Source organism: Streptomyces sp. NRRL S-1813 (assembly GCF_000719605.1).
Classification (GTDB): Bacteria; Actinomycetota; Actinomycetes; order Streptomycetales; family Streptomycetaceae; genus Streptomyces; species Streptomyces decoyicus.
In genome coordinates this window covers 1-814 of record NZ_JOHB01000090.1, presented here as the reverse complement: position 1 = coordinate 814, position 814 = coordinate 1, and the positions used below count along the sequence as shown (strand labels likewise).

Annotated in this window: 1 protein-coding gene; it reads left to right on the top strand. The window is 70.5% G+C overall.

Going from position 1 to position 814, the window contains the following annotated elements:
• The coding region (locus IF67_RS0138430; protein ID WP_030993691.1) for a sensor histidine kinase at positions 1-814 on the top strand (814 nt) is incomplete at both ends.

Sequence of the window (814 nt, the reverse complement as noted above, 5' to 3'; positions counted from 1 at the left end):
GCCTGACGGTGGTGGCGTTTGCTTTCGGTTATGCGATGGCGGGGCGGGTGCTGTCCCCGTTGGGGCGGATCACGCGTACCGCGCAGCGGGTGGCCGGGTCGGATCTGCACCGGCGGATCGAGCTGGGCGGGCCGGATGATGAGCTCAAGGAGCTGGCGGACACGTTCGACGAGATGCTGGACCGTCTCGACCGGGCCTTCGAGTCGCAGCGGCGGTTCGTCTCCAACGCCTCGCACGAGCTGCGCACGCCCCTGGCGATCAACCGGACGCTGCTGGAGGTCCAGCTCGCCGATCCGGATGCGTCGCCCGAGCTCCAGCAGCTGGGCAAGACGCTGCTGGCGACGAACGAGCGCAGCGAGCAGCTGGTGGAGGGCCTGCTGCTGCTCGCCCGCAGTGAGAACAAGGTCGTCGACAAGCGGCCGGTGGATCTGTCGGAGGTGGCCGCGCAGGCGGTCGACCAGAGCCGTGAGGAGGCGCACGGCAAGGGGGTGGAGTTCCGCGGGGTGCGCGGGCAGGTCTTCGTGCAGGGCAACGGCGTCCTCCTGGAGCGCATCGCGCTCAACCTCGTGCAGAACGCGGTGCGCTACAACGTGCCCGAGGACGGCTGGGTGGAGGTCAGTACCGAGCCGCAGCCCGGCTGCGCGGTCCTGGTGGTCGCCAACACCGGACCGGTGGTGCCCGCCTACGAGGTGGAGAACCTCTTCGAGCCCTTCCGGCGGCTGCGCACCGAGCGCACCGGCAGCGACAAGGGCGTCGGCCTCGGCCTGTCCATCGTCCGCTCCGTCGTCCGGGCACACGACGGCACCATCACCGC